A 23,744-nucleotide genomic window follows, 5' to 3' on the forward strand; every position below is an offset into this window, starting at 1 on the left:
TTATAAAATAAGTTAAACTAAAATGCTGCGGAATTTAGGATGATTATAGTACTTTTGTTTCTGCTTTCTATTATAATTTAGTAGCACAACATGGCGGTAAAGAATCAAAAAAATTATTTGAATATGCGGAATCATATGTACAGCATCGATTTCAGACGCTCATCATAGAGCAACTTGCAAAAGAAAAGGTTCCTCACAATACGGCAAGTTATATTGCGAAGAAAGCGTTTTCTGACAGTTTATTGGCTTTCACAATGCCAAAGTTTGGCTTGAAGGACGGTGAACTGGGAGAAAAAGTAAATTCCAAAGCAGAAGCGATGTATAATCCCTCTACCATAACCAAGGCTGCTGGTTTTGCAGGTGCAACACTACTTGATACAGCGATTACTGGTGGCTTCGGTAGTGCAAGTACGACCATAAAGGCAACTTCAAAAGGTGTCTCAATTGCTGGTGATTATGGACTAAGAACATACCTCGGTCATAAATCTGCCAAGAACTGGTCAAATGAAGAATATGCCAAAAGTGATAGTAAGACTGTATTTGGTGATGAAAATGCTTTCAAGAAAATACAGGAAGGTTCTGCTAAATATAAGAAGGGTGGTACAGAGTTTATCAATAATATCAATAGTGCATTAAGCAGAAAGATAAAGGTTGCACCATTATCTATCTCTGATAAGGCAAGACAGGAAAGCAATGCTATGTTGGTACAACATAAAGGAAATTCTGCAAAATTGTTAAGTACCATCAAAGCGGACTTTATTAAACAATGTGTTCCGTATAATGATAACAGCCAAGTTCCATCTTGGATGTTAACTAAGACAGGTAAACAGAATAGAGCTTTAGCTTCTTCATTTTATGCTTTAGCTATTGAAATGTCTAAGGAGCAGAAAACTTGGATAAAATGCGGAGGCAAGAAAATGTCTTTTAAGGAAGTAAGCCAGCGAGCTTATGATTATGCCAGAGCAGCCGATATCGTGGATAAACATCAAGCACAATTGCATCGAAGAGCAGGATTTTCTGCTGAGACGCAGAAAGCCTTGGATGATTGGGATAAGAATATGGCGAGGATCAATGCGATAAACGAAGGTGTGCCAGCTAAGAATAAACAAAAATCACCTCAGCATACATCCTCTGTAACGTCATCAACTACAAGTTCCACATCTACATCATCCAATCAAGGTTACAATCCTTATAGTCAACAGGTGCAACAACCTCAGCAATCATCCACTGACAATGTCACAACTCCACAAACCGCAGGTTGGGGAAATGCCTTGGAGCAAATGGGATTGAGTGGATTTAGTGATGTCTCCAAAAACATCGGCTATGTGTTGGCTATGCTGCCAGACATGCTTATAGGTATGTTTACTGGAAAGAATCCGAATATGAAACTTGAAGATAATTTCTTGCCTTTGGCTGCTATATTTGGAGGAATGTTCGTTAAGAATCCTCTTTTGAAGATGCTGTTGTTGGGATTTGGTGGTGCAAACCTGTTCAACAATGCAGGTCATGCTGCTCTAAAGGAAGGATACGCAAAAACTTCCAGAACAGTGACCTACAAGACATATTCTGACGAGCCGTTGAACAAACGTATTTCAAATCCGGTCATGAAAGGCAGTTCGATGGTTGCAACCATCGATGGAAAGCCAATGGTCATTAATATTTCTGATAATGCAGTGGATGCCTATGAGCGTGGCAATGTTCCACTGAACACCCTGGCTAATGCTGTTCTTCAAAAGTATGATGAGAACAATGCTCTTGCTTCTCGTAATTATGAGTTGCATCATCAAGAAGAGAATGTAGAGCAGCAACGAGGTTTAAAGTAACACCCCTATGTTTTTTAAACATATATATATTAACTTTTTAGTAGAGCTGCCTGGCGTATTTCGTTGCGTCGGGTGGCTTTTTTCTTTTTCAAATCATGTTTTGTATTTAAAATAAATAACTGCCGTTTTTTAACATTTCGAGCCGTAAATAAGCCTTTTATTAAGTTATTAATGTTAATATAAGACATATATTAATTCTTATGTATGATATTGCTAAAAATGTATTTATTTTGCTGCTTGAAAGGACATATTTAGTCCTTATAAAATAGTCATTTATAAAATATAAGATATTATCAATATGGCAATACAAAAAACAAAAGAACCATCGAAGGTAGATGCAGCACTCCAACGTTTCGCAGAAATGCTGATAAAGCGTATGGAAGAAATGCAAAAAGACTGGCATCAAGGATGGATTGGTGGTGGATCAATGTTTGGCCTGCCTCAAAACATTAGTGGTAGAACGTATGAAGGCAGCAATGCCTTCTTGTTGTTCTTGCATACAGCAGGAAATGGGTATAAAGCACCTGTGTATATGACTTTTGGGCAGTTACACAAAGAAGGTGCCCAAGTACTAAAAGGTGAAAAAGCTGTTCCTGTTTTCAAATGGGGATTTTCCACAAAGGATAAAGACGGCAAGAAGGTAACAGAAGAGGAGTTTCATAACATGACAGATGATGAGAAAAAGGAATGCAATCGCCGTCCTTTTCTTAAAATCTATCCAGAGTTTAATATTGACCAGACAAATATGTCTGAGGTAAATAAAGAGAAATATGATGCGGTGGTTTCTCAATTCAGAAAGACAGATGTGCCAACTATAACAGATGGAATGTATGTCAATAAGGCGATTGACCGTATGATGGAAAAGCAGGAATGGGTATGTAGAATCCAATATGACAAGGAAGAAAAAGGCGCATACTATAATCCTGCAAAAGATATAGTTGTCCTTCCAACAAAAGCCCAGTTCCGTATTCATCCTGATGACCCGGAAGAGTGTTTCAAGGATGGACAGGAATATTATGGTACAGCCTTGCATGAAATGGCTCACTCCACTGGTCACCCTTCTCGTCTTGACCGTCTGAAGCCAGCAGCTTTCGGCTCACCAGAGTATGCAAAAGAAGAACTTGTTGCAGAACTCACTTCCGCTATGGTAGGTAATACCCTTGGTTTTGACCGTCGAATATCCGATAACAATGTGGCATATTTGCAGAACTGGACTTCCGCACTTCGCAAGGAGCCTAAGTTTATAGTATCTGTCATGGCTGATGTAAATAAGGCATCAAGAATAATTATCGAGAATATCGACAAGCAACGTATTGCGTTAGGTGAGAAACCTCTCGTTCAAGGTGCTCTTGATGGTGTTGAAGAGAAAGTCAAGAATGAACAGCAGTTTGATGAAATAAAAGCAGACCAAAAGAAGGAAGACCCAAGAGAAGCTGTAGCAAAAGAATGGGATTCTCTTGCAGAAAAGCCAACTGTAGAAATGGAGTCTGGCGATGTCCTTCCTGTTGAATATAACAAAGAAAAGGACACCCTTGATGTTCTTATCACTAACGAAGCAGGTAAGCAGGAGGTATATAGTACTAACTACGACCATGATAGAAGCATTGAAGAAAATCTCGGTTATGTATGGGAAGAACTTTCTAACTTGAAGCAATATCAAGCCAAGGAAGCTGTTGAAAAAGATCAAAAACCTGCCGAAATAGCAAAAGAATTTGAAGCTATTGATAGCAAGGAGATGTTCTATATTGATGACTATTATGGTGATATGCCTATTCGATATGACACCGCAAAGGACATGATGGTATTGTCGTTGAATAACCAAAAGGATATTTTGACCAAGGCGTACAACCATGAATTGAGTGCAGTGGACAACCTGAATACGTTTAAGGCAGAATTAAATAAAAAAAATGTAACAGAATTGACAGCCAAAGAACTTGGAGATAATTTAGCCCAACTTCCTGGTATTGGAAAGAATACAGACAATCCTAAGCCTTTTGGTGTTGAGGAGAAAGAGTTAACTCCGCAAGAATACTTCTCCAATCTTATGGCAATACTAAATGATGGTCAGCATGACGGTCATACGGCTTTGGACATCAAAAATATCCCTGAACTGAGAGATTATTTCCAGGGTAATCATGATGTCAGCGAATGGGTGGCAAATGCAACCGAAAAGGAAATCATCGAGGCAGGAGCAGATAAGTTGCCTAACCTACGCTATAATCATAAAGAAGGCAGAACCCTTTATGACATGGAAGCAGCCTACTCGAACATCAACGCTAAGTATGAGGATGTTTCTGATGACAGAACCAGGCAGATCGCCCATCGTATCGACCAAGCCAAAAGTATCATCACGGCTTATCATACCAACATCGAGAATGCTCATGGCGAAAATTATCTCTTTGAAGAAGAGTCTGCACATAAGATTATTCCAAGAGAAGAATATGCCAAAAGTGTTACACAAGAACAAACAGTAGAACCAGCACAAGAAAAAATGGACGAAATATATTACTTTTCACATACATATCTGCAATCGACAGATAGTCGTGAGGAACTTGACAACCTTGTAGAGAAGCAAGACTATGACAGTATTCTTTATCTTACCAGGGAGTATGATCAAGGTGATGCATTGTTACAAAGTAAGACCTATAAGAATGCGACAAAGTTTCCGGGCGATGACATCCTCGCCGAGGATGACAACTACGCCGTTGTTTACAACAGTAGCGTTGGTGGCACTTATGACCTCATGCGCAAGGTCACTAAGCAGGACATTATCGACAACATCGAGAGATATGGACTTGAAAGCGATGCGTCTGATGACGTGAAGAAGGTGGCATACGAAAATGTTGCCAAGCAGTTCAGCGACATAAAGAGTAAGATTCCTGCTTTCACCATGCCTAACGAAGATGTTTTATATTTCCAGTACAACCAGGAGAGCAATAAAATAGAGGTTGGCACAACCACGAACGTAGGTCTTAAAGTTGACCAAACCTTTGACTACGATGTTGACCGTACTCTTGATGCCAACTTGGAAAATGTGTATGAGCAGCTTTCTGAATTGCCTGAATATCAACAGACAGATGAGCAGGAAGAAGAATTGGATGAAGAGTTGGATCCTGAATATCAAAAGGCAGAAGAAAAGGAAAATGTAGTAGCACATGAGGACAGTAATGTTCAAACCAATGTGGAAGGTCTTGCTGAAGACATTGCAGAGACTGGTGTGCCAATGGAACAAGCCGAGAAAGAGGCAAAAAATATTGTTGATGATAAGCTACATGAAGACTTCCATGAGAAAGAAGAAAAGCAACAGCAAGCCGAGAAAGAAAAGCAACAGCAAGAATCTAAGAAGGATGAGGATAAGCCTTCAAAAGGTGTTGCTCACGCAGCAATATTGCTTGGAGCTTTAGCCGCAGCAAAGGCAAATAACGGCGTTTGGATGAACAAAGAATCCAAGAGTAATGCAGAGTTTATCTTTTCTCACACCCCTGTCACTGCATACAACAATATAATGATGAACTTGCAGTCTGACCAAAAGGGCTACCGTACAAACGTCTTCACATTGTTCAATAATGCTCAAAAAAATGGTGTTGCCGTAAAGCAAGGAGAGAAGGCTACTCCATTCAACTGGACTCAGTGGGATTATCAGAACCTAACTGATAAGAATGACATTATCAGCAACAAAGAGTATGAAAAGTTGTCGGATGAAGAAAAGAATATGTATGGCAAACACGCTTCTCGCCTTACTCAGTACATCTATAATATCGACCAGACAACTTATCCTGCTGTTGGTGGTGACCAGTTTGTGACCCTTTTAAAAGAAAAGGGAGCACAACAGGAAAGTTTGAAGCCTTCTACTTCCTCAAGCTTCTTGAAGCAGTTTGATGAACTAAAGGCAAAACACCCAGATGTAATTGTCATCATGAGGAAAGACGACTCCTATGAGATATATAAAAGTGACGCTAAGAAAGCGGCAGAGGCTACGCATTTGCCTGTTACCAAACAGGAAATTGAAGGTAAGAAGATAGATACGGTATCTTTCTCACATGCAATGTTGGATGTACATCTGCCAAATATCATCCGTGCAGGTCATCGTGTTGCAGTTTGTGACCAACTGGAAGACCCTAAACTTGTAAAAAGTGTTCCAGATGGCAAAGCTGTTCTTGACAGAGCTTACTCCACAGCAAAAGCTGTAGCGAAGCAGGAAGGTATAAAATACGAGCGTGTTATGGTGATTCAAGATGCCAAGTATGACAAGACAGATGACAAGATTGAAGTAAGCGGCATGACCGATAAGAGCGTTGGAAGCGAACGCCTTGCTGCTTTACTGAAAGCCAATGACATATATAGAGCTGTCGTTGCTGCCACTGGTACAGAGAATCGTCTTGACCGTTCGGGTAGAAACAGCCTTCTTCCTGAGGATGATGCCAAGCATGAGAAACTTGTGCAAGAACTTGCCGCAGGTGTGCTTATGGCTCGTCAAGGACTCCCTGCAACACTGTCGAAAGAAAGCCAGAAACTTATCCCTTATTGGGAGCGTGAGTTGAAGGAAAACCCTAAGATGGTTGGTGTCATCGAGAGGGATGTGAACAATGCCGTTGAGACTATTGACAACTTGATAGCAAACCGAAAAGTAGATTATAAGGCTATCCGTGGCCAGCTTCCACCTAAGTTGATTACGGATAAGGCAGAGAACTTTTCGTTAGCCGCAGATTTGGCGAAACTTCCAAGTATAGATACGAAGGAAGTTGTAGTAATAAGAGACAGAAAGGCTAACAAGGTTGATGTCATCCTTCCGGCTGGTGCTTCTGTAGAAGCTAACAATGAGGTGCCAGGAATGCGAAAGGACAGAATTTCTATCGCATTGAAGAAAGAAGGTTTTGATGAGGTGAAGTTCTATAATGCAGGAGGCTCCTTAGGCTTGAACAAACCAAACTCTTACTTTGAAGGCAAAGATGTAAGTCTTAACCAGTTGAAGCAATATCAGCTTGTAAACCACAAGACCATTGAGGTTGCCCAACAGCCAAAGCAGGAGAACAAGGTTGAAATAGAACACTTTGAAGCGATCAAGGATGACTATGGACGTTGGGCATTCTATATCAAGGCAAAAAATGAACCACAGTTTTCTGTTTATCCATCAAAGGAGCACTTGAATAAATATTTCAGTGTGCGTAAAACTCCTGAGGAGAAAACAACACGTGCGGCTTTGGCTAAAAAATGGTATGAGGTTGCCAAGCAGAATCCAGACATTAAAGTTGATATCATCAGTCCACATCCAGCTAAGGATATAGACATAAGCAGGATTGTTAATCCTACAATTACGAAGTCGGAACAGGATCCTAAAGTGAAACTTGTTTTTGCCACTATCGATGGAGAACGCCACCATGCACCTGTTACCGAAACACAATGGCACAGAATGTGGCGTGCTGATAATAAGGCAGAATACAAGAAGGCTGTTGCCGCCGTTGTTTTTGAACCAGTCCTCAGAAAAGGTGTGGAGAGTCAGCAGACTCAAAGCGAGGTAGTGAAGGAAACAGAGAAGGTTGAGGTGAAGGAAGCATCTGAGCCGGAGACAAAGCAAGAAGAGCAGGAGAAGCAATCCACATCACGTGGAGTGCATTTATAATAGGAAGAACAACAGAGAGTGAGCCGCAAGGCACACTCTCTTAATCAAAAGTATATATGTCAGCAGCAAAACAAGCTTTTTACGAGAAATATGCACAAGCAGCCATTGATCAACAAATTAAGTATGGTATTCCAGCTTCTGTCACTCTCGCTCAGATGGCTATTGAAAGCGGCATGGGAACCAATACACTCAGTACGAAGTACAACAACTTTTTCAGTGTGAAAAAAGGTGGTTCTTGGGATGGTCCAGTTACATATCACTTGGATGACCATTCCTACAAAGAACCATTCAGAGTATATGGCAGTGTTGCAGAAAGTATTGAAGACCATTCTAAAGTCTTGATGTACCCGAAATATCAGAAGAATGTGAAAAATCTCAGTTCAACTGATTATGTTAATTGGGCTTATGGAATAGGACCCGTTTACGCATCCGAAAAGTCCTATGCCAATATGTTGATAACAGACATCAACGCATACGGTTTGTCTAAGTACGACCAGATGGCAGTTCAGCAAGCTCAACAACGAGGATTACAAATTGGTTATGCCAAGAACAATCCTTCACAAACCATTCAGCAGCAAGCCCCAAACAATCAACTTGCCCAATTGCAAGGAAACTGGGCTTTGCCTATAGATTTGTCCAAAGTTAGACTAAGTTCTGAATTTGGAGTGGATCGACCAGGACATAAACATGGAGGTCTTGATTTATCTACAAAAGGTAAGAACCTTCCTGTTTTTGCTACAGAAGACAAAGGTAAGGTAGTGAAAGTAGGCTATCAAAAAGAAGGTGCCGGAAACTATGTCACTGTGGAATATAGTCGGCAAGATGGAACAAAGTTTCAAACGACCTATATGCACCTTTCACAAATCGGTGTAAAAAAGGACGATATTGTAAATGCTGGACAGCAGATTGGTGTTTCGGGCACTACCGGGCGAAGTACAGGACCACATTTGCACTTTGAAACAAAAGTTCTAAAACAAAATGGTGAATGGCAGAGATTCAATCCGGCATTATATCTTGCTGAACTGGAGGTAAGAGGCAATATGCCAGTTTCTCTTGAAAAGAATGGTAAGGATTACCTGGCAGAAGTACGCTCATCCATGTCTTTGGGAAGCGGTCAGACAGGAAATCAATTGCAGCAAGACCAAAACATGAGATTATTGGCAAATATAACCAATTCTAACGACCCAAACAAATGGCTTGCCTACCTAATGCAGCAGAATGGAGAACAAGCCACAGGGCAAGATATGTTCTCTGAATTGATTTCCTCAATGTTCAAAGCTGCCTTAGGTCTTGCCATGAAGATCAAAGCCGATGAAGTAGCCGACAAGATGGCTAATAATAATTCACAAACAGAAGCCTATGGTCAAAACCAAGAGGACAATAATATTGTGAAACGTGATAGGGAAACCGTAGATGTGAAAGCCTTGCAGCAGAGGGCAAGCGTAAACTTTGACACAGAATATCCTGAGCAACAGCAGTCCAACGGACAGCGTTTGGCTTAACTATACAACTGATAATAATATAAACATATAAATATTAAGACAATGATTAAATTGAATGCAACAGTTTGCGGAAATATCGTTAGTTCCGCAGAAGAAAAAACGGCAAATGATGGCAGTAAGTTTATTTCTTTTGCTATCGTAACTGCAATACAAGGCAGTGACCAAACAGTTAAGGAATTGCATATTAATGTCTCAGCACCTTTTAATGCCGAGACGATGAGCCACTATTCTACTGGTCGAAGAGTTACTGTTAACGGTATTGCACACATAAGAAAGAGCCAGAATGTTGAGTATTGGAACATGCGCACTGATAAGGAGGTTGAGTTTAATGAATCAACTACACCTGACCGCTTGGAGGGTAGTATGGAGTTTTTGGGTAAGATTGGTAAGAAAGGTATCGAAGACCGTAAGAGCAAGAAAGGTAAGGACTTTCAGACTTTTTCTGCTTTCTCTTCTGACAAGAATGGAGAGAACCGTGAATTTACATGGGTAAACTTCGTTGTTCTCAATCCTATCCATGCAGACTATTTCGCAGCTGAGAAATATGTGGAAGTACATGGTGACCTACGCTTGAATGTTTACAAGAGCAGCTTGCATATAGAATGCTCAGTAAAATCTGTTGCAGCTTGGGATGTTAGTAAGAAGGAAGATGGCACAGCAGCGCAAGCACAGCAGTAAGCACCTTGTCATATCCTTTGGCTATGTAGTAGGGGTGTTGTCACTTGGAGTCATAACAGCAGCATATCTGTTGTTATCCAGGAATAAATAGTTAATAAATTATGAAATGGCATCAATGAATAGTTGGTGCTATTTCTTTCTTGTAGAAATAATTATGGCAAAACAAAAGACAAAGAATATTATGAACCGCTTTTTGCAGGGATGGCAACAAATCTTTGGCGGTGACAGACAGGAAGAGGCACAGAACAAGCTAAAGCCATTCCCTCAGAACCATTATTTTCGTCCTGAGGAGTTGGATTATCTGTCAAAGAACAGAAACTTGAGCACAATCGAAAAATGGGCGGTAGCTACTGGCAAATGGGCTTTTGAGCAAAGCAAGGATAAATTCTCTGATTGCAAGTATGCTTCTGTAAAATGGCAGGACGGTCTTATGGCAACTTGGGTTGACGGAAGAATCATCCCAGACACACCAAGCAGACAGGCAGAGAAGTTGGCTCTCCTAAAAGAAGAAGGTTTTGAAATACCAGATAAGTATGAGAAGGTTATCACCAATTACGAGGCAAGCCGTCTTGTAGGCAATTATTTTTCCAACGGAAATGATGTTGTGAAGGTTGAAGACTACGATAAAGGACACTTGGTTGCAGATACCCCTAAACTTATTCTTCAACGATGGAATAAGGACAACCTTTCTTCTGCCAAGGAAACCATGGAGTATGTCGATTTTAAAGGAGAACTTGGTAGAAGCATGGTGACTATGAGCGATATTGACAAACAAGAATTTGTTAATAAACTTACTGATATGGAGCAAGGCAAGCAACTGTACAATAAAATCATTGAATCCATCAATAAGTCATATCCACCTGTATTAGGAGGAATTTTGCCATTGGAACTACAGAAAGTACATGAGGTGAATGCGTTTGACGGAAAACTGATACCAACGTCATGGTCTATAAACAATGATAATACGATGCGTGTGGTAGTGTTTACTGATAACAGCAATAAGACAGGCAGTATTGCTATTGATGAAAACACTGCACACCGTTACAGAAGCGTACTGAACACTATCGATAAGGTTGTAGAGAAAGAGCGAGTTAATGGTATCATATATTCATTAGCATCGCTTCTTGGCAATGACTTTGGGGAAAACAAGATTTATGCTAAGGAAAACAATGGTCCACTGCTTCCAACCAATGATGGTGTTGTGAACGCAGTGGTTGCAACAAAAGATGGCAGAACCATTGCTTTTAACCTTGACAAGCATAAAGAAATTACGTTAACTGGGAAAGATCCTAATTTCTTAATGGCAACCATGTTGAACGAAGCGGAAAAGGAACGTCAACATTTGCGTGATTTGGTAAGCATTCCTCAGATGAAGGACTATGTGGAGTCGATGACAGACAAGGAGAAACTGCTATCTGGAGAATGGGATTACATTCCTTCCAAGACAACGCTCTCCAAATTGTTCTGTGAGTACCAAAGAAATGAGGAGGAGTTTCATTCTTACACTCATAGTTCCTTTCCATTGGCACCAGAAGACCGTAATGAAATGCTTGCCGATTTGGCATCATCCACATTCGCATTCAATACGGAAATGAAGAAGATGATAGATGCTTACGACTCTAAATCTTATTCCTTCAGTGAGTCTGACGTGAAGAGACTGGAGCAATTGGATCTAATTCTTGACAATATATTCCAGAAGCCGAATGTTCGTAATCACAAGGTAATGAAAGGTGAGGCAATTACAGAAACAGAAGCTGCACTGAGAGATTCACTTGTTAATAAGATGCGTAGAAGTGGTATGGATGTCATAACCGATGTAGATGAAGCCAAGAAAGTTCATCAAGAAGCCTCTAATCAAGTGAAGGAAATGGGCACTCGTACCTTAAAAAGAATGAATAAAATTGGAAAAGAGCTCGAAGGAAGAGAACTGACACAAGAACAACAAGCGGTGGTTGGTGTTTATACAGGTAAAGCTGACAATCTTTATTTTAATGTAAGTAGAGACGATAAGGATAAGTCAATATTAATGCGCCAAGGGAATGATTTCCACGCAGGTACAAAGCATAGCGTCTATGGGCATTATGATACAAATAAAGGTGTTATAACAGCCGATGATATTCTCCTTATTCCTATTGTAATAGCCAAAGGTGATCGTAAAGTTAGTGCTAATGGAAAGATTGAGTACAAATATAATAATCCACAAAATAACGTGTCATATAAAGTAATAACACAATCTGAAAAAGGACACGAGGTATTCAATGATTTCTATACAAATAAAAAGGTTCGTCCGTCTGTCACGTCCAGCCTCAGTGAAGAGACAAAAACTAACTTAATAGCACATAACAACAACGGTCAAACCTTAGATTTTGCAAAGATACAACAAAAGGACGATACTGCCAAATCTGATGTAAATAAATTAAATAAGTTTAAGACTTCCAAAGGAGAAATTTGGGGATTTGCCACAAATGGTAAGATTTATATCGACCCAAGTGTGGCAAACGCCGAGACTCCAATCCATGAGTACACTCATATTTGGGCTGATGCCATTCGTGAGAACAATCCTAATGAATGGAGCAATATCGTGAATTTGATGAAAACGACTACCTTATGGGGGCAAATTAAGAAAGACTATTCGGAATTGAAGACCGAAGATGATGTTGCTGATGAGGTATTAGCTACCTACTCTGGCAAAAGAGGTGCCGAAAAACTCCGTAAGGAAATGTCTCGTATGACCAATAACGGCAACATGACAGAAAAGGCTGCTGCTGCAAGGTCTTTGGGACGTATGGAGCATATTTTAAATAGATTTTGGAAAGCCGTTTCCGATTTCTTGCATATTCATTTCACCTCAGCTGAGAATGTAGCCGACCGACCTTTAAAAGACCTCCTCGATGGTATTGACCCACGTGTTTACATCAAGGGCGACAAACGAATAGGAAATGGAAAATCCGTAGATGTCTTGCCACTCAGAGAACAGAGAGGACAGCAAACTTCTGAAACTCGATTTATTGATCCTCTGCTTCTCAAAGCAAAGACAGATGGTAGATGGCATACCCAGGAGCACATGGAAAAGAAAGTATATAAAGAATACGGCTCCATACTGGCAGCCTCCAAGGGATTGACTGTTTCAGATAATGGTAATGAGTCTGTACCTATGGATATGAGCGGACATAAATATTCAGGAACAACAGCAATGATGTTGAATATAGCAAGTCGCAACCATGGATATGAAGTTCCTGTCTTCCTCAACTTGGCTACGATGAATGCCAACGGTATTCGTGCAAATGAAAATGCTGTAGCTATTCCGATTATAACAAAGAATGGAATTGAGAATGTCTATAACATTGATCAGACAGATTATCCGATGAAGCATCCTCAGGAGTACAGTAACATGAAGCTCAACCAAGTTCTTGAATCCCGGTTAGCATCGGAGAATAAGGATGCCATTGAATCGTTGGTAAATAACAATAGATTTACCACCAAAACATCTTTTGACTCTTCTGTTGGTTCCGCTTCCTATTCCGCTATTGACAACACTATACATGTTGCGCCTGTAGGAAAATATGATAAGAAGGATGGCTTCTTGCAAGACCTATCCGAGGGGTTAGTTATGAGAACAAGAAAATCAGAGCCTGTATCTTCAAGATTTGAGAACATTCTCAAAGAAGGACTGATTGTACATCTTGGCAGTGGACTTGTAGGACAGAAGTATGGCTATGATGTTGGTGAGACTGCTGGTAGCAAGTTTTGGAAGGAACGATTAAAGAATGACCCTAATTATACCAAAGCTGTGCTTAAAGCTGCCGAGAGGTCTTCGGATAAGCTTATCGACTATGTTGATAAGCTTCAAAAAGGTCAGAGTCAATCGTCCAACTTGGATATGCGTTCCACTACCCCCATCGACATAGACGTAGATGGCAACGGCATCGTGGAGAGTGACGAGAATCTTGCTCCTGATAAAAAGCAAGGCTCCGATGAAGAGAAAGACAACAACCAGGAAGAAAGTCATCATCAACACCGCCACTTCCATCGTTGAATGTAAATGAATAAAAAGCTATTAAACTATTGTCAGATATACTGTCAATAGTTTAATAGCTTTTTATTCATTGGTTCACAATAACAAATAACCTTTATTATTTATTGTGCATCTTAAAATTCTTCATTTACGAAGTTCAAAGTGCCTTCTTCTTTTGCTGATGTAAGCGATGTTACTTTAACTTTTGAATCCTTGTATTTACTGGATATGCGTGTTCTGATGAATGGGAATAAGATGAAGTTCTTACACGACAAATCTCCTATCTTACCTTTAAAACACTCATCATCTTCCCAAATATGTCTAATTAAATTGTTGCAAACAATGCAAGGACATACTTTTCTGTTTTCTGCCAAACATTTAAGAACGGCAAACTCTTCAGCCTCTCTATCATTATCGAATTTTGATATGAATTCGATTTTACAAGTTGCATTGGCCGGATGCCTATTGTATTTTTCTCTTGAAACCTCTGCAGGTTCTTGCCAAATGCGGTGGAGTGTTCTTTGGTACCCCCATGCTTTGGTATGGGCCACAGTTTGCAAACCCCTTTTTGTTCATCCACGTAAGGTTTGACTTGCAATCAAAACAAGTGCGTTCAGAAGGGTCACGGAACGCCTCCAGTTCGTCATATCTCTCACGCTCCAGCCTGCGCTTGGCATCAGCCTCCATGACTCGCTTGCGAAGCTCCATACGCCTCTGTTCCTGCTCTGCCAAGGTTCTCAGCCTTTCCTCCTCTTGTTTCTGCCTACGCTCTCTTGCTGCTTCGAGAAGTCGCTGGTGTTCTTCTTTCCTTTGTACTAAGACATCCGGCTTGCATATACGGAATTGTCTTCCACTGTTCTCGATGAGTATAGGTGTCTCAGAATATTTCGCCCTAACACCACAACAGTTTTTGAAGACAGGACACTTTTTGCACTCATTGTAGTCCACTACTCGAATGTTCTTGCCTGCCCTGGTATATCTTTCCTCGATCTCCCCAAAATAGTTCTCGTTGTTCACCCATTTTCTGTTTTCTTTGGAGTTTAGCAAGAAATCGGAGAGAGTTTCCAGTTTTTGGTCGGACAGGTCTATTTCTAAGCAAGACAGGTTATTGTAGTCAATGGCCTTGTTATGCTGCACCTTGTACTTGAAAATGAGCTCTATGAGATATTGCTTGCCCTCCTTGGTCGTTGCGATGATGTCTGGCTGCTTGTCTTTGCGCTCATACCGGCCATCTATCTTCACGTCAACAAATTCAAGGTCTGTCTCCTTGAATATCCCATAATACGAAGGAACATGAATGCGTTTTCTCTCCGAAACGATTTGTTCGGCCAACTTGTACATGATAACCATATAGCAAATCTCCAAGGTCGCCTTTCGGGTCTCACTATGGTGGGCGAAATGGTGTGCCCTTTCCATTCCATGCCTTGCAAGCAGTTGCTCCTTGCAGTTAGGGCAAATGCAGTTACAGGCCAAGCCATTAGGTACATCGTCTATATATACCATCCTGCCTGTCCTATCCTGAGCCCATGAGAAAACGAAGTCTAATGCCATACTTATTTTCGTTTTTGTTATATAATCTATTTACTTATGAATCGAATATTCACAGATAAGGATGTCTGTTGCCGTTAGAATGTTGCATTGCATTACCAAATCCCTTGATGGATAATGCAAAGAACAGAAATACAGCTACTATTGACGCTAAAAAACACCAATTTTCATAATCTTTTATAATAATTCTATTTGTAGGTAATGAGTCTCTGCCCGGTCTCCCATCCACCTTTACGGTTGAGCATGTCCGGTTCATACCACTTGTTGAAAATCACATAGTCACGCTTTGGCTGACGGACTATCACAGCGTTGAACTGTACATTGGTATGGGTCTTCCTTCCTCGGAACGGAATATATTGTCCCTGGTAGGAATGAATCCCGGACACAAAGGTTCCACCGCTATTCTGGTCAATGCCCACACTTGTAATGATGATGGTGTTGGGTACATACAACTTCCCATCGAAGCAGGAACCATAGTAGTTTCTACAGAATATTTCCAATACATATTTGCAGTCTGCAGCCGAGAGCTGCGCCTTGCATATCCCCACATACAGGATAGCAAGAAGAAACAAAATTATCTTCTTCATATTTAAGATGTGTTAGTTATTTATTCTATTGATATTAAACAATCACAAAATTGCGTACAACATCTACCGTGGTGGTATTTAGCAGGGCAGCAGCCTTGGATTGAGTGATGATACCGCTTGCCAATGCTCTGTAAACCATACACTCAAATTTAGTAATCTTCTCCTTGGTAATGGAGCCTGATTCTGATTTCTTCGTAGAATCAGCACTGCCGAGGTTCTTGCAATAATCAGAATAGTGCCTCGAAGAAATAACTCCGAGATATTTTGCCTTCGCCATCAGAACATCCACAGAAATGCCATACTCATTCTGTAGATATTTCAGTTCCATAAGAGCTATGCCGTTACGTTTTCCCCCTACTACGGAGAAGAATACGTCGTGTGGCAGAAGTATTTCATTAGCGAAGACGCTGCAAAAATGCTCTTTCTTTTTATTATCGATACTCTGATCAAAGCAAAGAATGGCATGTGCCAACTCATTAAGGGCAGAAAAACGAAAACTCTCAGCGTTGAGATTGCTGTTGATGGCTATCACCGGAATAGAGTCGTTTAGGATGGCATGAAGACTGGTGAATGCATCTGAAGCATCAATATTAGCTATAATTACGCCCTTTGATTCCAGAAGATTCATTACATTGGTGATAGCAGCGGTACCCATTCCCCATGCCTGGCGAAGCATGGAAGCACCCTGTAATACATCGAAAAGCGTCTTCACCTGATGTTCTACCAGAACGGAATTGAACGAATGTTCTATTCCACAGATTTCTTCTATCTCACCAGTTCGTTCTATTGTGTTTTCTATGATACTGGCGATAGCCATTTCTTCCTTCTTGCTCAATCCCTGCAGCTTACCATAGCGTATGTTTTTAGGAGTAGAGCTTTTGTAGCTGAAAAGATAATCCAGGTTTATCTCCAGGGCATCGCAAAGGGCTATTACTATGTTACTTTTAGGCAGCATCACTCCATTCTCATATCTGGATAGAGTCTGTTTGGTGATAATGTTGCCCATCATATCACATAGCTGCTGCATAGACAATCCTCGCATCAATCGAGCGTTATGCAGTCTTCCTGCAAAGCTTTTCTTTAAATCCTTTGCGTTTTGGAGATTGATATTATTGTTTGCCATATTTCTGTCATTTATGATTTGAATGTAACTTAACCGCATACTTTCCATAATGGATATGGGTGATTTTAGCAGCTTGGGTAATTCGATGGTCTCTTTTCCAGAACCAGTCAACAGAACGTAAATTTCTTCTTTCTCTTATAACAGTCTCTACAGGAGCATATTTCCAATGTCTCTCAAACCAATACTTGGATTTTGAATTTAAAAGGTCTAAAGCTTTTAATTCTTCATCATAAGGAAGGTTCTGCCTGAGAATCTTTAAGAAAGAATAAGCCATAATCTTCTTAGCCTGCCTCTTCTTCATTATCTGCTTTACTTTGTTGCTGTTGCCCTGCATGAGCCGTGATTGCATTGTACTCTTCATCAGACATTCGCCCTGTATCATGAAGGTTCTTCACGTAAAGGTAGATTATCTGGCTGAACACCATCTTCATGCCTTTGTAGCTCATATAGTTTATTTTTGATTATTCTTTTCCGAAGATTCCGGCTCTTCATACGTTTTATAAAGCTGGCACAGAACATTTTTATTCTTGACAACCAGGTAGAAAACCACTTCACCTTTTTTGGGTTGATAAGCTGCTCCTACAAAAAGAGCCGTCTTCCCATCAGTCAAGACATATTTTTCCCAACCTTGTTTTAAAGAAGGTGTTCTAACGCTATTATAATAATCTTTAGCAACCTTTGAAAGTTCAATAATATCCATACTATAGAATTTTGAAAAATTAAACTTATTCTTCTTTTAGAAACTTAGCGGAAGCTTGCAGCATGATGATAGTCTGTTGAACTGTCTTTCGTGCCTGATAATCAGACCCGGCATCATCCAGATACTGTCTGTTCATTCTGACCATTGTATTGAGATAATCAGCACACTCTTCCTTGCTTGGATTCAGCAGATGAATACTACAGGAAACGGTCTTCATAAAATAATCCATACCTTTTTTGAGTAGAGTTCTGATATTACCCACATTAGGATGAGTACCAATCATCTGATATATCTGTATGCGAAGGCTGACACCATTACGTGGGCATCCAATTCTGTAATCATCCCCCACTTCCTCTTTTTCTCCATCCACATAATCGACCTTGGCGAGAGGAAGCCATTATCCTTATCTGTACAAACAAGAAAGTCACATTCACCACGTTTATGATTGCGACTGGTATCTACTATGAATAAAGGGATTTCTCTCTTTGCCATAAGTAATGCACCGCTGCCCTACGGATTTATTTGAGTATCTGGCTCACCCTATTAATAAATAACTGTCCCTTTGAATAGAATCAATCAAAACACTGCAAAGGTACAAAAAACTATTTTATCACCCAAACAAATATGGGTTCTTTTTTCTCAATTAACATTTCAACAAATCTAATTGCGAATTGGAATATCATAAAATCTATTCTGGATTTCCTGATTCATCTGCCTTTTAAGGACTTTCCGTTTCGTTCAATCCGAGATTTTTTTTAGAATCATTCCGGCATAACCGTCATCACCTAAGCCTTTTTACGTGCTTTATAAGATGGCAGCCCAATAAGGCAGTAAGCCAAACAATCGGTAGAGAATTTTTGTAGAATACCCAATCTCTGATTGCGGAAGTCTGCTGCAAAAAATCTTCGCCGATAGGGAGAGCATCGACTGGTGTTTGGTGTCTGCCTGGGCTGCCATACCTTTGCACTTAAAAAACTGGCGGTGATGGTTAACGGCACAACTTATGCTAAAAAATTGAGGTTGAACATAAGAAACGGAAACAGAAATATAGATATAGAAAAATATATATAGCCTTATTGCAAGCAATAGATATAGAGCACCATCGTTACTGAATAAGTTCTATGAATTTTAATCATTAATATCTAACCACAGCCACCTGTAAGCCTCGTTTGGTAGCTGTTCTAATTTAAATTTAATTTTGTCGAACCTAAATGACGTGCAAAAATAATGCCCATCGTATATAATATATAAATAGAATCGATTGCCATTATTCTGCATACCTCTTCTATTTTATGATTCTGATTACTGGGATGGTGTTGCCGGAATACTTACATGTTCCTATCAATTCTTTCATAGATTTGCCTTGCTTTTTACCTTCTTTACGTAATGCCTTAATCAAAGTTTCAGGAAGCTGGACAGTAAGCGAGACTTCTTTTACTCCTTCTATGAGTTGCTTACGAGGTCTTCCCCAATTATCTGGCGATTTCTTTTTATTTACTATTCCCAAAATAGTTTTGCGTTAAACAATAATTTAAAATCCTGCCACTTTCACAAGCGGCAGGACTAAAACAATATATTCATATTTGTCATATGAAACAGTCTTGAACCTTATAATCTTTAAGCTTCAAGAGTTTTTCTACAAGCTTCTATCAAGAAAGACTTCAACTCCTTCTTGTTCATTTCTCGTAGGTTTGTCGGATGGAAATGTCCACCTACATAACCGTTGATCCAATCAGGAGTACACCACCATTTTTCAACATCGGCAATTGGCACACCAGTCTCTGAGGCACATTTTTGCTTATCAGTTATGGCTGGGTTTTCCCATCGCCACATAGTTACGTCTCTTGCACTCTCAGAGGATGAGAGTTCTGTAAGTTTAGTAATATCCTTATTCCATTCAGAGAATACATCTTGATAGCCATTCGAAATAACTTCTTCTGACATTTCTTCATCGTCCAACAGTTCTTCGGCAGTAGGTTCTCTATCACTATCTTCTTCATACCACCAACCAAGAAAAGCTGCTGCGGTTTCTTCTGTATTTTGCAGATTTTTCTCAGAACAATATATATGATACTGTTCTTTTACGTCATCTGGCAAGAATACTGAAACTATCTCTTTAGCTGTGTATTCGCCATTGATGTAAGCATCGAGCATTTCTTGCTCATCAGCAAACTTATCTATTGTCTTTTCCATATCTTTTACATTACATGTGCATACCTCTTGCTTTGTTCTTTTCAACAAGTTCATTTTGAGCTTTCACCATTTCGTCGGTATAGCTCTCTTCTGGAATATAGGATAGGTTGTTGTCCTTATCAAATGTCCAACATCCATAAAGTCCAAAATTGTACTTTGGTAACTTATCAGTTTCTTTCTCCTGCTTCCAATTCTGTTCATCACCTTCAACGACTCTATAGCCCTTAGAATCTGAAAGATCAATACCAATTGTTATCACGTCACCATTTGACACAACAGATTGAATCTTGCCTTCAGAGAATGTCTTCTCGTCAATATAAGCCGAGAGATTATTTTTCAATCCATTGAAATTGTTTATAAGACAATCCGCAGGGCATGAAAGAATACGGTTAGTATCTTCGTCCATCTGATAATAAGAAGACGGTTGACCTTTAAGCTCTGTCAAAACAACACCTCCACTAAGAAGTGTCTTTTGCTGGCTTTTACTAAAATCAGAATAGTCACGAACATTATCATAAGGACGATAAAAGCCTGTAACCACACCGTTCTCTTCCCTACTCATCCAGATTGTAGCCTTCATTGGATTATCTTTAGAGTCATTCTTAGAAGATGACAACAGAGGAGTTTTCTCTCCAGATAAGAGTCTGTTCATAATTGTCTCAGGAAGGTCATCTATCATTTCTTGTGAGAACCCCATCCGCTCAAAATCCTCGTAAGGAATCTCGTTTTCTGTAAATTTCTTCATATTTCTTTTTATTATTTTGTTGAGGATGCAAAATTAAGACTTTTCTTTAATGAATGTATGAAAAAACAAATATATCTCCTATATTAACATTTTAAATATAAAATGTATAAGAATAGGCTTAATTTATATTATTAATGTTAATATAACACATTTATTTTTTTTAGGACTATTCCTTGTATCTATTATTGTATTTTTGCAGCTTAATAAAAAGGTATATCAATGAAAAAGATTATTGTTCTATTATTGCTTTTATGCAGTATGGGAGTACAATCCTCATTTGCAATAACTGAGGATGACATAAAAGATTATTGGATTGACAAGTATCTAAGTGTTAGCTTTCCGCTGAAGACAATAAGAATAAATTCATTCTACGGAACACGTGCTGACCCTTTCAACGGTCACGCCAGGCAACATAGAGGTCTTGATTTGGCTGCACGTTATGAAGAGGTGCTTGCCATGTTCGATGGCTATGTAAAGGCAACTGGCTATGACAGAGGTTCGGGAAAATTTGTAACCATGCAATTTGGTGATTACACCGTTAGCTATTGCCATCTGTCGGAGATTTGGGTTGAGAAGAATATGAAGATATATGCCGGGGAGCCTGTAGGTCTAAGCGGCACTACCGGGCGAAGTACAGGACCACATCTTCATATAACAAGCCGACTTAGAGGGAAACTTCAAGACCCATATAACCTGCTGGTATATATACGAGATACTAAGCAGAAAGCCGTCAAAGCTCTGCATTTGGACGAGAAGAAGATAATGACTCCAACAGAGTTCTTCAAGGAATATGCAAGTATGGCAATGCGGCAGCAGCGCAAGTATGGCATTCCATCTTCTGTCACTCTCGCTCAAATGGCATTAGAAAGCGGATGGGGAAACAGCAATCTTGCACAAGCAGGTTACAACTTCTTCGGAATCAAGGCAAATCGCCGATGGTTGAGTAAAGGTTTGCCATATAGTGTACATAATGATGATCGTCCGAACGAAAAGTTTTGCAATTTCAACTCGCCAGAGGAAAGCGTTGAATACCATTCACGTCTCCTTATGAGTGACCGTTACGCACGATGTTGGAGATATGGCAGCAAAGACTTTCACCATTGGCTTCTGGCTATAAAAGCTTCGGGTTATGCAACCAGAAGCGATTATGTTGAAAAATGTGAGCGTATAATAATGAAACATAAGCTATATCTGTATGACGATTTAGCTGAAAAAATGTAGAATTTATAAATAATAAAAAGAAAATAATGAAAGCAAAAACTTTAATGATGCTGGCTTTATGCCTTACAACAACGGTAGCTAAGGCACAGGTGGTTTATGGTGATGACGAAAAGAACTATGCAAGAACTACTTGTTCTTCTATGCCTATGTCAACAACCAACCACAATCTTCAACAGCCATCTATTTCTGATGGAAACACACGTTTTCATCTATCAGGTATCGGAGACAACTGGTTTGCCTCTGTGCAAGCTGGTACATCCACTTTTCTTGGTTCGCCAAAGGGATGCGGAGACTTTTATGACAAGACAAAATACACCATGGTGTTTAGTTTTGGTAAATGGCACTCTCGTTTCTTCGGAACACGTGTTGTGTACCAGGGTTTCCAGTTTGCCAATTTTGACAAGGAATCTGTAAACTATCAAAATTATCACGGTGATTTGATGTTGAATATTTCTTCGTTCTACAGAACCACCTATACCCCTCTTCCAAAGTGGAACGTCATTCCCTATGTTGGTGCTGGTATCATAAGAAACAGCGATTTACACAATAAGCCATTTGCCATTAGCTATGGTGTGATTGGAAGCTATAGAATGTCAAAAAGAGTCAGTTTGTCTGCTGAATTTGGCGGAACGAGCACATTCCAAACCTTTGATGGAGCTGGCAAGGACAAGCATTTTGGTGACAATTTGTTTCAAGCAAGCATCGGCTTGACTGTAGGCATTGGCAAACTCGGATGGGAAAAGAAGTCATCAAAACGTGTTGGTATGTTGCCTGTGCAAAATGTTACAGACCTCACACCATTCCCTCGCAATGATTATGAAGGCTTGCGAAAACTTAGAGAGCGAATGAACAACGGTGAAACAACAGTTGACGAGCGACTTGCCAAGTTTGACGCACCAATATTGTTCTTCTTCAAGATTAACTCAACAGAACTTATTGACAAGCAGCAGTTGGTAAATATCAAAGAGATTGCAGGAGCAGTAAATGAGTTCGATCTCAATCTAAGAATTGTGGGAGCCGCTGATAGTAAAACAGGAACACCCAAAATAAACCGCAAGCTGAGTATCAAAAGAGCAAAATATATAGCTAAACTCCTTGTCAAAGCTGGTGTGCCAAAGGAAAAAATGATTGGTGTAAGCCAAGGCGGTATCAATCTCTACAAGCCTTACACTGCTAATCGACACACTTGTGTTATAGTGTATAAGAAAGACTAATTATAATATGTAAAGTTATGACTGAAAAAGAATTGTTTAATAGCATCTATCCAAAACAGGAAAGCTCTGGAATTATATATGAGAAGGACTTGCAAAAGTCTTTCTCTATTCTTATGGGTAAGGTGTATCTTTGGATGACACTTGCCCTTTTAATAACAGGATTTACCGCTTATTCTGTAGCTCAATCTGTACCATTGATGTCTGCCATGTTTGAACATCCATTGATGGTATTTGGAATATGTGGTGCAGAAATAGCTTTGGTATTTATCATCAGTAGTAGAATTAGAAAACTGGGCTTGACACAAGCCACTATCCTATTCATTTTATACTCTTTGCTTAATGGCGTGACCCTGTCATTTACGCTGCTGGTATATCAAGAGGCAAGCATTGCAAAGGCTTTCTTTATAACAGCAGGAACCTTCGGAATAATGTCCTTATATGGCTATACTACCAAGAAGGACTTGTCTTCAATTGGGAAATTACTGTTTTTCGCATTAATCGGCTTAGTTATAGCTACAATAGTCAATCTTTTCTGCAAAAGCAGTGGTTTTGACTTAATGATAAGCTATGCGGCAGTAATAATTTTTATTGGACTGACTGCATGGGATTCTCAGAAAATAAAAAAGATTCTTATAGAAGAATCCCAATATGGAGTTGACGAACATAGTCAAAAGATAGCTCTATTAGGAGCTTTAGAATTGTATCTTGATTTCGTCAACCTCTTTATTTATATACTCCGAATTTTGGGTAGCAAGAAATAACATTAAATAAATAA

General features: G+C 39.7%; 18 protein-coding genes. 8 read left to right on the plus strand and 10 right to left on the minus strand.

Annotation, left to right across the window (positions count from 1 at the left end; genetic code table 11):
* The first annotated feature begins 254 nt into the window (after positions 1-254).
* The 5 genes from DW917_RS10465 (at position 255) to DW917_RS10485 (ending at position 13,659) form a co-directional block, all read left to right on the plus strand.
* Positions 255-1,823, plus strand: a complete 1,569-nt coding sequence (locus DW917_RS10465; RefSeq protein WP_118118505.1) for a hypothetical protein — start codon at positions 255-257, stop codon at positions 1,821-1,823.
* Between the two features lie 298 nt (positions 1,824-2,121).
* Complete coding sequence (locus tag DW917_RS10470; protein WP_118118507.1) at positions 2,122-7,443, plus strand: ArdC-like ssDNA-binding domain-containing protein; 5,322 nt, start codon at positions 2,122-2,124, stop codon at positions 7,441-7,443.
* Between the two features lie 56 nt (positions 7,444-7,499).
* Entirely contained in the window at positions 7,500-8,945 is a 1,446-nt protein-coding gene (locus tag DW917_RS18115; RefSeq protein ID WP_118118509.1) for a glucosaminidase domain-containing protein, read from the plus strand.
* Positions 8,946-8,987: 42 nt separating this feature from the next.
* Positions 8,988-9,623 (plus strand): hypothetical protein, encoded by a 636-nt coding sequence (locus DW917_RS10480; RefSeq protein WP_118118511.1) that lies wholly within the window; start codon positions 8,988-8,990, stop codon positions 9,621-9,623.
* A gap of 154 nt (positions 9,624-9,777) precedes the next feature.
* Entirely contained in the window at positions 9,778-13,659 is a 3,882-nt protein-coding gene (locus tag DW917_RS10485; protein WP_147344164.1) for a hypothetical protein, read from the plus strand.
* A gap of 441 nt (positions 13,660-14,100) precedes the next feature.
* Here the strand turns inward: DW917_RS10485 and DW917_RS10490 are convergent, their stop codons facing one another.
* The 10 genes from DW917_RS10490 to DW917_RS10535 form a co-directional block, all read right to left on the minus strand.
* Positions 14,101-15,189: a hypothetical protein gene (locus DW917_RS10490; protein WP_118082128.1), complete on the minus strand. Its 1,089-nt coding sequence runs from the start codon at positions 15,187-15,189 to the stop codon at positions 14,101-14,103.
* A 185-nt stretch (positions 15,190-15,374) separates the two neighbouring features.
* Complete coding sequence (locus tag DW917_RS10495) at positions 15,375-15,773, minus strand: hypothetical protein (protein ID WP_118118515.1); 399 nt, start codon at positions 15,771-15,773, stop codon at positions 15,375-15,377.
* Between the two features lie 34 nt (positions 15,774-15,807).
* On the minus strand, positions 15,808-16,896 hold the full coding sequence (locus DW917_RS10500; protein WP_158570121.1) for a helix-turn-helix domain-containing protein: 1,089 nt from the start codon (positions 16,894-16,896) through the stop codon (positions 15,808-15,810).
* Positions 16,897-16,903: 7 nt separating this feature from the next.
* Entirely contained in the window at positions 16,904-17,170 is a 267-nt protein-coding gene (locus tag DW917_RS10505) for a hypothetical protein (RefSeq protein ID WP_147344165.1), read from the minus strand.
* 7 nt (positions 17,171-17,177) lie between these two features.
* On the minus strand, positions 17,178-17,342 hold the full coding sequence (locus tag DW917_RS17230) for a hypothetical protein (RefSeq protein ID WP_158570124.1): 165 nt from the start codon (positions 17,340-17,342) through the stop codon (positions 17,178-17,180).
* 5 nt (positions 17,343-17,347) lie between these two features.
* Entirely contained in the window at positions 17,348-17,596 is a 249-nt protein-coding gene (locus DW917_RS10510) for a hypothetical protein (RefSeq protein WP_118118521.1), read from the minus strand.
* A 25-nt stretch (positions 17,597-17,621) separates the two neighbouring features.
* Positions 17,622-17,966 carry a hypothetical protein gene (locus tag DW917_RS10515; RefSeq protein WP_147344166.1) on the minus strand — a complete coding sequence of 115 codons (345 nt, stop codon included), beginning with the start codon at positions 17,964-17,966 and terminating at the stop codon, positions 17,622-17,624.
* 915 nt (positions 17,967-18,881) lie between these two features.
* Positions 18,882-19,103 (minus strand): hypothetical protein, encoded by a 222-nt coding sequence (locus DW917_RS10525; protein ID WP_118118528.1) that lies wholly within the window; start codon positions 19,101-19,103, stop codon positions 18,882-18,884.
* 110 nt (positions 19,104-19,213) lie between these two features.
* The gene (locus tag DW917_RS10530; RefSeq protein WP_118118530.1) at positions 19,214-19,789 is read right to left on the minus strand and encodes a hypothetical protein; all 576 of its coding nucleotides are present in this window, start codon (positions 19,787-19,789) and stop codon (positions 19,214-19,216) included.
* A 10-nt stretch (positions 19,790-19,799) separates the two neighbouring features.
* Positions 19,800-20,534, minus strand: coding sequence for a DUF4099 domain-containing protein (locus DW917_RS10535; RefSeq protein ID WP_118118532.1), 735 nt, complete (start codon positions 20,532-20,534; stop codon positions 19,800-19,802).
* A 219-nt stretch (positions 20,535-20,753) separates the two neighbouring features.
* Between DW917_RS10535 and DW917_RS10540 the strand changes: the two genes are divergently transcribed.
* The 3 genes from DW917_RS10540 to DW917_RS10550 are packed head-to-tail and all read left to right on the plus strand — an operon-like array spanning position 20,754 to position 23,730.
* A complete protein-coding gene (locus DW917_RS10540) occupies positions 20,754-21,755 on the plus strand; it encodes a glucosaminidase domain-containing protein (RefSeq protein ID WP_118118534.1) in 1,002 nt (333 codons plus the stop codon).
* A gap of 26 nt (positions 21,756-21,781) precedes the next feature.
* On the plus strand, positions 21,782-22,969 hold the full coding sequence (locus tag DW917_RS10545; RefSeq protein ID WP_118118535.1) for an OmpA family protein: 1,188 nt from the start codon (positions 21,782-21,784) through the stop codon (positions 22,967-22,969).
* 17 nt (positions 22,970-22,986) lie between these two features.
* Positions 22,987-23,730, plus strand: coding sequence for a Bax inhibitor-1/YccA family protein (locus tag DW917_RS10550; protein ID WP_118118537.1), 744 nt, complete (start codon positions 22,987-22,989; stop codon positions 23,728-23,730).
* Positions 23,731-23,744: the final 14 nt, after the last annotated feature.

This window comes from Prevotella sp. AM42-24 (assembly GCF_003461825.1).
GTDB classification, from domain to species: Bacteria; Bacteroidota; Bacteroidia; order Bacteroidales; family Bacteroidaceae; genus Prevotella; species Prevotella hominis.

Coding starts and splice junctions, on each gene's coding strand:
- DW917_RS10465 (WP_118118505.1), top strand. CDS start 255: ATGCCAAAGTTTGGCTTGAAGGACGGTGAACTGGGAGAAAAAGTAAAT.
- DW917_RS10470 (WP_118118507.1), top strand. CDS start 2,122: ATGGCAATACAAAAAACAAAAGAACCATCGAAGGTAGATGCAGCACTC.
- DW917_RS18115 (WP_118118509.1), top strand. CDS start 7,500: ATGTCAGCAGCAAAACAAGCTTTTTACGAGAAATATGCACAAGCAGCC.
- DW917_RS10480 (WP_118118511.1), top strand. CDS start 8,988: ATGATTAAATTGAATGCAACAGTTTGCGGAAATATCGTTAGTTCCGCA.
- DW917_RS10485 (WP_147344164.1), top strand. CDS start 9,778: ATGGCAAAACAAAAGACAAAGAATATTATGAACCGCTTTTTGCAGGGA.
- DW917_RS10490 (WP_118082128.1), bottom strand. CDS start 15,189: ATGGCATTAGACTTCGTTTTCTCATGGGCTCAGGATAGGACAGGCAGG.
- DW917_RS10495 (WP_118118515.1), bottom strand. CDS start 15,773: ATGAAGAAGATAATTTTGTTTCTTCTTGCTATCCTGTATGTGGGGATA.
- DW917_RS10500 (WP_158570121.1), bottom strand. CDS start 16,896: ATGGCAAACAATAATATCAATCTCCAAAACGCAAAGGATTTAAAGAAA.
- DW917_RS10505 (WP_147344165.1), bottom strand. CDS start 17,170: ATGGCTTATTCTTTCTTAAAGATTCTCAGGCAGAACCTTCCTTATGAT.
- DW917_RS17230 (WP_158570124.1), bottom strand. CDS start 17,342: ATGAGCTACAAAGGCATGAAGATGGTGTTCAGCCAGATAATCTACCTT.
- DW917_RS10510 (WP_118118521.1), bottom strand. CDS start 17,596: ATGGATATTATTGAACTTTCAAAGGTTGCTAAAGATTATTATAATAGC.
- DW917_RS10530 (WP_118118530.1), bottom strand. CDS start 19,789: ATGGAAAAGACAATAGATAAGTTTGCTGATGAGCAAGAAATGCTCGAT.
- DW917_RS10535 (WP_118118532.1), bottom strand. CDS start 20,534: ATGAAGAAATTTACAGAAAACGAGATTCCTTACGAGGATTTTGAGCGG.
- DW917_RS10540 (WP_118118534.1), top strand. CDS start 20,754: ATGAAAAAGATTATTGTTCTATTATTGCTTTTATGCAGTATGGGAGTA.
- DW917_RS10545 (WP_118118535.1), top strand. CDS start 21,782: ATGAAAGCAAAAACTTTAATGATGCTGGCTTTATGCCTTACAACAACG.
- DW917_RS10550 (WP_118118537.1), top strand. CDS start 22,987: ATGACTGAAAAAGAATTGTTTAATAGCATCTATCCAAAACAGGAAAGC.